The sequence below is a fragment of the Longimicrobium sp. genome (assembly GCF_036387355.1).
In the GTDB taxonomy this organism is placed as follows: domain Bacteria; phylum Gemmatimonadota; class Gemmatimonadetes; order Longimicrobiales; family Longimicrobiaceae; genus Longimicrobium.
In genome coordinates, this window is the sequence record NZ_DASVTX010000412.1 from 1 (window position 1) to 6838 (window position 6838).

7 protein-coding genes are annotated in these 6838 nt (G+C 69.0%); 2 read left to right on the forward strand and 5 right to left on the reverse strand.

The annotated features are described in order from the left end of the window. Positions 1-114: 114 nt before the first annotated feature. From phoU to pstS, 5 genes are all read right to left on the reverse strand, one after another. Positions 115-813 carry a phosphate signaling complex protein PhoU gene (gene phoU, locus VF665_RS18075; protein WP_331054850.1) on the reverse strand — a complete coding sequence of 233 codons (699 nt, stop codon included), beginning with the start codon at positions 811-813 and terminating at the stop codon, positions 115-117. Continuing rightward, positions 810-1619 (reverse strand): phosphate ABC transporter ATP-binding protein PstB, encoded by an 810-nt coding sequence (pstB, locus tag VF665_RS18080; protein ID WP_414679044.1) that lies wholly within the window; start codon positions 1617-1619, stop codon positions 810-812. The genes phoU and pstB overlap by 4 nt, the downstream gene beginning before the upstream one ends. Positions 1620-1687: 68 nt before the next feature. Continuing rightward, complete coding sequence (gene pstA, locus VF665_RS18085) at positions 1688-2563, reverse strand: phosphate ABC transporter permease PstA (protein ID WP_331054852.1); 876 nt, start codon at positions 2561-2563, stop codon at positions 1688-1690. Next, positions 2560-3558 carry a phosphate ABC transporter permease subunit PstC gene (gene pstC, locus VF665_RS18090; protein ID WP_331054853.1) on the reverse strand — a complete coding sequence of 333 codons (999 nt, stop codon included), beginning with the start codon at positions 3556-3558 and terminating at the stop codon, positions 2560-2562. The genes pstA and pstC overlap by 4 nt, the downstream gene beginning before the upstream one ends. A 238-nt stretch (positions 3559-3796) precedes the next feature. Then, positions 3797-4900 carry a phosphate ABC transporter substrate-binding protein PstS gene (gene pstS / locus VF665_RS18095; protein WP_331054854.1) on the reverse strand — a complete coding sequence of 368 codons (1104 nt, stop codon included), beginning with the start codon at positions 4898-4900 and terminating at the stop codon, positions 3797-3799. Between the two features lie 224 nt (positions 4901-5124). Here pstS and VF665_RS18100 point away from each other — a divergent pair, with 224 nt between their 5' ends. Beyond that, positions 5125-5736, forward strand: a complete 612-nt coding sequence (locus VF665_RS18100; RefSeq protein ID WP_331054855.1) for a DUF47 domain-containing protein — start codon at positions 5125-5127, stop codon at positions 5734-5736. A 4-nt stretch (positions 5737-5740) separates the two neighbouring features. Then, on the forward strand, positions 5741-6781 hold the full coding sequence (locus VF665_RS18105) for an inorganic phosphate transporter (protein ID WP_331054856.1): 1041 nt from the start codon (positions 5741-5743) through the stop codon (positions 6779-6781). Positions 6782-6838 lie beyond the last annotated feature (57 nt).

Consider the following 6838-nt stretch of genomic DNA (forward strand, 5'->3'; position numbering starts at 1 on the left):
CGTGAAACTCCGTGCTCTCCGTGAGAGACGCGGTTTTCAGTAGAGGCAGGCCGGCGCGCAAAGGGCGGCTCCCCACGCGGGAAGCCGCCCTCGGCATTTCATCGAAAGAAACGGTCAGCCCGCGCGCATCTCGCCGTGGCCCAGGCTGGCGCCGTGCTTGATGTTGCGCCCCTCCACCAGGAACACCACGTCTTCCGCGATGTTGGTCGCCAGGTCGCCGATGCGCTCCAGGTTGCGGCTCACCAGGAACAGCGACATCGACGCGCCGATCCGCCGCGGATCCTCCATCATGTGCGTCAGCAGGATGCGGAAGAGCGAGTTGTGCAGCCCGTCCACCCGGTCGTCGCGGCGGCACACCTCGCGCGCGCCCTCCGCATCCGCGCGCACAAAGGTGTCCAGCGCGTCGCTCAGCATCTCCGTCGCGAGCCGCGCCATCTCCTCGATCTCCGGAAACTCCAGGTACACCGGCTGGTCCACCAGGTGGCGTACCGCCTCGGCGATGTTCACCGCGTGGTCGCCCACCCGCTCCAGGTCGTTGCTGATCTTCATGGCCATGGTGATCAGCCGGAGATCGCGCGCCATGGGCTGCTGCAGCGCCAGCAGGTGGATGCACATGTCGTCGATCATGACTTCCATGGCGTCCAGGTCGTTGTCGCGGCGAATCACCTCCTGCGCCAGCTCCCCGTCCCGCTGGCGCAGCGCCGTCATGGAGCGCGCGACCAGCTCCTCCGCCAGGCCCGACATGTCCAGCAGCTGGCTCTTGAGGCGCGCCAGCTCCTCGTGAAAGTGGCGGACTCCGCTTACCGGGCTCATCCAAACCTCCCCGTGATGTACGCCTCGGTGCGCTCCTCGCGCGGGGTGGTGAACAGGGCCTGCGTGCGCCCCATCTCCACCAGCGCGCCCATGTAGAAGAAGGCGGTGAAGTCCGACACGCGCGCCGCCTGCTGCATGTTGTGCGTCACGATGACGATGGTGTAGTGGTCCTTGAGCTCGTACACCAGCTCTTCGATCTTCTGCGTGGCGATGGGGTCCAGCGCGCTGGCCGGCTCGTCCATCAGCAGCACCTCCGGCTGCACGGCCAGCGCCCGCGCGATGCACAGCCGCTGCTGCTGCCCGCCGCTGAGCCCCAGCGCGCTGCGGTCCAGCCGGTCGCTCACCTCGTCCCACAGCGCCGCCTGCCGCAGCGAGCGCTCCACGATCTCGTCCAGCTCCCGCCGCCCCCGCGCCAGCCCGTTCACCCGCGCGCCGTACGCCACGTTCTCGTAGATGCTCTTGGGGAAGGGGTTGCTCTTCTGAAACACCATTCCCACCCGCTTGCGCAGCTGCACCACGTCCAGCCCGGGGCGGTACACGCTCTCACCGCGCAGGGTGATGTCGCCGTCGTGGCGGATTCCGGGAATGAGGTCGTTCATGCGGTTGATGGACCGCAGAAAGGTGCTCTTGCCGCAGCCGGAGGGCCCTATGAAGGCGGTGACGCGCTTTTCGGGGATCTCCAGCGTGATGTCGTTGAGCGCGCGCGTGCCGCCGTACCAGAAGCTGAAGTCGTCCGCGCGGATGGCGACGGCCGTGGCGGCCTGCGCGCCCGGCTGGGCGGCGACGGGAACGGGCGGCTGCGGCATCGCTGCATCCTGGGTGTGGGCCGGCGGCGCGTGCTGCCGCGGCGCGGCCGTGTGGAGTTCGTTCATGGTCAGCGGCTCCGGAAAGGACTGCGGATGAGGAAGCGGGCCACCAGGTTCATCGCCAGCACCAGTACGATCAGCAGCAGCGACGCGGCCCAGGCCTGCCGGTGCTGGTCCTCGAAGGGGCTGATGGCGTACTGAAAGATCTGCACGGGAAGCGCGGCGATGGGCTGGTCCAGCCGCGCGCTCCAGAACGGGTTGCCGAACGCCGTAAACAGCAGCGGCGCCGTCTCCCCCGCGATGCGGGCGAGCGCCACCAGCACGCCGGTCAGAATGCCGCTGCGCGCCGCCGGAAGCACCACGCCCAGCGTCGTTCTCCACCGCGTGAAGCCCAGCGCCAGCGCGCCCTCCTTGAGCTCGCGCGGCACCAGGCGCACCATCTCCTCCGTGGTCCGCGTCACCATGGGGATGATCATGAGCGCCAGCGCCACGCCGCCCGCCAGGGCGCTGAACCCGCCCGTGGACACCACCACCCAGGCCCACACGAAGATGCCGATGACGATGGACGGAATGCCGTTCATCACGTCTGTCACGAAGCGGATGCCGTTCGCCAGCCGCCCGCCTTCGGCCTCGGCCAGAAAGATCCCCGCGCCGATGGCCACGGGGAGCCCCATGGCCCCGGCAAGGAGGACGAGAATGGCCGTCCCCAGCACGCCGTTGCCCACGCCTCCGCCCGGCTGCCCCACGGGGGCGGGCACGCTGGTGAAGAAGGCCAGGTTCATGGAGCTGAGCCCGGCGCTCAACAGGTGGTAGAAGATGAGCAGCAGCGGGATGACGGTGCACAGCGCGGCTACGCCCGTCATGGCCAGCCAGAAGGTGCTCACCGCGCGGCGGCGGCGGTCGCGCGGGGTAGAGCCCATCCGCGCCACGGAAGCCCCGTTCATCGTCCCCCCCGCAGGCGCACCCGCCACACCAGAAAGCGCGCGACGGAGTTGACGATGATGGTGATGCCGAACAGCAGCAGGCCGATGCTCATCAGCGCGGCCAGGTGCATGTCGTCGGACGCCTCCGCGAACTCGTTGGCCAGCACGCTCGCCATGGTCGCCGCGGGGGCGAAGAGCGACGACGCGATCTCCGGCCGGTTCCCGATCACCATGGTGATGGCCATCGTTTCCCCCAGCGCACGGCCCAGCCCCAGGATGATGGCGCCGATGATCCCCGGAACCGCGTAGGGGACCACGATCTGCCAGGTCATCTCCCACCGCGTGGCCCCCAGCGCCAGCGCCGCCTCGCGCTGCGCCACGGGAACGGCCGCCAGCACCTCGCGCGACACGGCGCTCACGAAGGGAACGATCATGATGGCGAGGATGACGCCGCCGGCCAGGATGCTGCTGCCGTACGCCGGCCCCGCGAACAGCCCCACGGACCTGCCGATGGAGTTGGCGAGCGGCTCCTGGATGGAGGAGCGCAGCCAGGGCACCAGCACGAAGATGGCCCACAGTCCATAGACCACGCTGGGGATGGCCGCCAGCAGCTCGGTGCCGAACTGGATGGGCGCGGCCAGCCAGCGCGGCGCCAGTTCCGTCAGAAAGATGGCCAGCCCCACGGAAAGGGGGACGGCGATCAGCAGCGCCAGCAGCGACGACGCCACCGTGCCGAACACAAAGGGGAGCGCGCCGAACTTGCCGGCCACCGGGTCCCACGTGGTCCCCGTGACAAACGCGGCTCCGAAGGCGCGCACCGCCGGCCACGCCGCCCCGCCCACGCGGATCACGATCAGCGCGAAGATCACGGGAATGGCCAGCCCGAACGCGCCGATCGTGAGCGCGTAGGTGCGGTCCGACAGGTTGCCCTGCGCGTAGCCGGGAAGCAGCCGCGCGTAAAAGGGCGGTGGAGCGCCGGCCGCCAGCGCGCCGGCCTGCTCAGGTACGGGTTGCATCCGTTCCCACCGTCAGAGTTGCCGTGGTACGAACGCGGGGCCGCGGCGACGAGATCGTGCCATGGCTCCGCGTTCGAAGGGTTCTGCTCGTTGTTGCCCCGCTCCAAGGGCGCCGCCCTCGAGACCCCTCTCCGTGCAAACTCCCGCACAGAGAGGGGAGGACCGGATCCGCCGGTTCTTCGTGCCGCGAAGTACTCCGCACTCCGCACTCAGAACTCCGCACTGCCGTCCGTTTGAATCAGCCGTTCCCCAGCGGTTCGCGCGCGGGGCCGCATGTGATGGCCGAAAGCTTCTGCAGCACGGGACCGCGTACGGCGTCCGGCAGGGGCGCGTAGTGCAGTTCGCGGGCGTACGCGGCGCCGTCGTTCAGCGACCAGCGCACCAGCCCCGCCATCGCCCGCGCCTTGCCGCAGTCCTGCAGGTGCGGCGGAACCAGCAGGTAGGTCCACGCGGTGATGGGGTAGGTGGCCGCGCCCGGCAGGTTCACCAGCGACAGGCGAAAGTCCGGGTGCTGCTGAATGAGCCCGCCCAGGTTCTCCGCGGCGGCCGCCGTGGCCTCCACCGTGGGCTGGACGAACTGGCCGGCGCTGTTGCGGAGCGACGCCGTCGACAGGCCGCCCTCGCGGGCGTAGGCGAGCTCCACGTAGCCCACGGCGCCGGGGGCCTGCTTCACCTGGCCGGTGACGCCCTCGTTGCCCTTGCCGCCCAGCCCCTTGGGCCAGTTGACGCTCTTGCCCGCGCCCACGGTCTGCTTCCACTCCGGGCTGACCGCGGAGAGGTATTCCGTGAAGATGTACGTGGTCCCGCTGCCGTCCGTGCGGTGCACGGGAATGACGTCCGTGGCGGGAAGGGCCACGCCCGGGTTGAGCGCGGCGATGGCCGGGTCGTTCCACTTGGCGATGCGCCCGCTGAAGATCCCCGCCAGCGCCGGGCCGTCCAGCTTGAGCGGCTGGGTGAGGTCGGGAAGGTTGTAGGCGACGGTGACGGCGCCCATGACCGTGGGCAGGTGCACCATCCCTGGCGCCTTGGCCAGCTCTTCCTGCGACATGGGCGCGTCGCTGGCCCCGAAGTCCACCGTGCCCTCGGTAACCTGGCGAATGCCGCCGCCGGAGCCGATGGCCTGGTAGTTCACCCGCACCGGGTGCTCCTTGGCGTATTCGGCGAACCACCGGTCGTAGATGGGGCGGGGAAAGGACGCGCCCGCGCCGATCAGGGTGGTGGTTCCCCCCGCGCCGCCGCCGCCCTGCTGCTTCTGCTTCATCTGCGCGGGGCTCGCCCCGTCGCCGCCGCCGCATGCGGACAGCACCATTACCGCCACCGCCCCGCAGATTGCTCGCTTCATCCGTGTCGTCTCGTTGCTCTGGAGTGTCCCTCCTGGAACGAGGCGAACATATCCGAACCTTGTAACGCGGCCGTAACGGTTGTAACATCCCGCGGTAACTGGCCCCGCCCGTGCATTTCCGCTCCCGCGGGAGTCGCTGCGGGGGCGATAAAACCGACGCGACGCCGGCCGTGCGCCCGCTCGCGTCGCGTGCTGTACACACCTGAAAAATTCCGGAGGATCCCGTGGGTCTGATTCCGCGCGACGAGAAGTTCTTTCCCATGTTCAACGACGTCGCCCGGCTGCTGTGCGAGTGCGCGGACCTGGTGGCCCGCATTTTCGCCGACCCGTCGCAGCTGAATGCCCTGGCCGCGGAGATCAAGGACCGGGAGCACCAGGCCGACCAGATCACGCACGACGTCATCGTGCGCATTGACCGCAGCTTTGTAACGCCGCTGGACCGCGAGGACATTCACCTGCTCACCTCGCGGCTGGACGACGTGATCGACCTGCTGGACGGCACCGTGCGCCGCTGCCAGATGTTCCACATCACCAGCGCCCCGCCCTACGCGGCGCAGCTGGCCGACGTGCTCAAGCGCGCCGCCAACCGCATCGAGACCGCGGTGCGCAGCATGAAGAAGCCCAAGAGCATGCTGGAGCACACGCTGGCGCTCAAGGCGCTGGAAGAGGAAGGCGACGCCATCTACGCGCAGGCCGTGGGCGACCTGTTCAGCGGCACGCCGGACCCGCTGCACGTCATCAAGTGGATGGAGCTGTTCGACAAGCTGGAAGAGGCCATCGACCAGTGCGACGACGTGGCGAACGTGCTGGAAAGCATCGCCCTGAAGAACGGTTGAGGCCGTGGTCACTTACGTCATCCTGATCGTGGTCGTCGCGTTCGCGTTCGACTTCATCAACGGGTTTCACGACAGCGCCAACTCCATCGCCACGGTGGTGGGCACGCGGGTGCTCAGCCCGGTGGCGGCCGTGCTGTGGGCCGCGTTCTTCAACTTCGTCGCGCTCTTTACGGTGGGCACCGCGGTGGCCAAGGCCATCGGCAAGGGAATGATCAACCTGGACGTGGTGACTCCCACGGTCATCCTGGGCGGCCTTTCCGGCGCCATCATCTGGAACCTGATCACCTGGTTCTACGGCCTGCCCAGCAGCTCGTCGCACGCGCTCATCGGCGGGTACGCGGGGTCGGCGGTGGCGGCTGCGGGGATGGGGGCGATCGAGTGGGGGACCAAGTGGATCCAGACGCTGGTCTTCATCGTCCTGTCGCCGCTGATCGGCATGGCGCTGGGGTTCGGGCTCATGGTGGCGGTGATGTGGATCTTTCACCGGGTGGCGCGGGGCAGGGTGGACCGCTTCTTCCGCGGCGCGCAGCTGGCGAGTTCCGGCCTGTTCTCGCTCGCGCACGGCGCCAACGACGCGCAGAAGACCATGGGCATCATCGTCTCCCTGCTGGTGTCGGTGAACACGGTGTTCGCCAACGAGACGGGGACGCTGCGCCACTTCTACGTTCCCAACGCGGACCACATTCCGTTCTGGGTGGAGCTGTGCGCCTACACCGCGCTCAGCACGGGCACGCTGTTCGGGGGATGGCGCATTGTGCACACCATGGGATCGCGCATCACGCGGCTGCGGCCGGTGGGCGGGTTCTGTGCGGAAACGGGCGGCGCGCTGAGCATTCTGCTGGCCACCTTCTTCGGCATTCCGGTGAGCACCACGCACACCATCACGGGCTCCATCGTGGGGGTGGGCGCCACCAACCGCCTGTCCGCGGTGCGGTGGGGCGTGGCGGGGCGCATCGTGTGGGCCTGGGTGCTCACCATTCCCGCCGCGGCGCTGATGGCGGCGGTGAGCTACCTGCTGCTGAGCCTGGTGGCGCCCGTGGGATGACCCCGTTCCGCGGCTGAATTGCGGAGCCCCGCCCGGCACTGGTGCCGGGCGGGGCGT

What these genes read in the sequence shown, in the direction of transcription:
- phoU (WP_331054850.1), bottom strand. Translation starts at nt 813, where the DNA reads ATGAGCCCGGTAAGCGGAGTCCGCCACTTTCACGAGGAGCTGGCGCGC.
- pstB (WP_414679044.1), bottom strand. Translation starts at nt 1,619, where the DNA reads ATGCCGCAGCCGCCCGTTCCCGTCGCCGCCCAGCCGGGCGCGCAGGCC.
- pstA (WP_331054852.1), bottom strand. Translation starts at nt 2,563, where the DNA reads ATGAACGGGGCTTCCGTGGCGCGGATGGGCTCTACCCCGCGCGACCGC.
- pstC (WP_331054853.1), bottom strand. Translation starts at nt 3,558, where the DNA reads ATGCAACCCGTACCTGAGCAGGCCGGCGCGCTGGCGGCCGGCGCTCCA.
- pstS (WP_331054854.1), bottom strand. Translation starts at nt 4,900, where the DNA reads ATGAAGCGAGCAATCTGCGGGGCGGTGGCGGTAATGGTGCTGTCCGCA.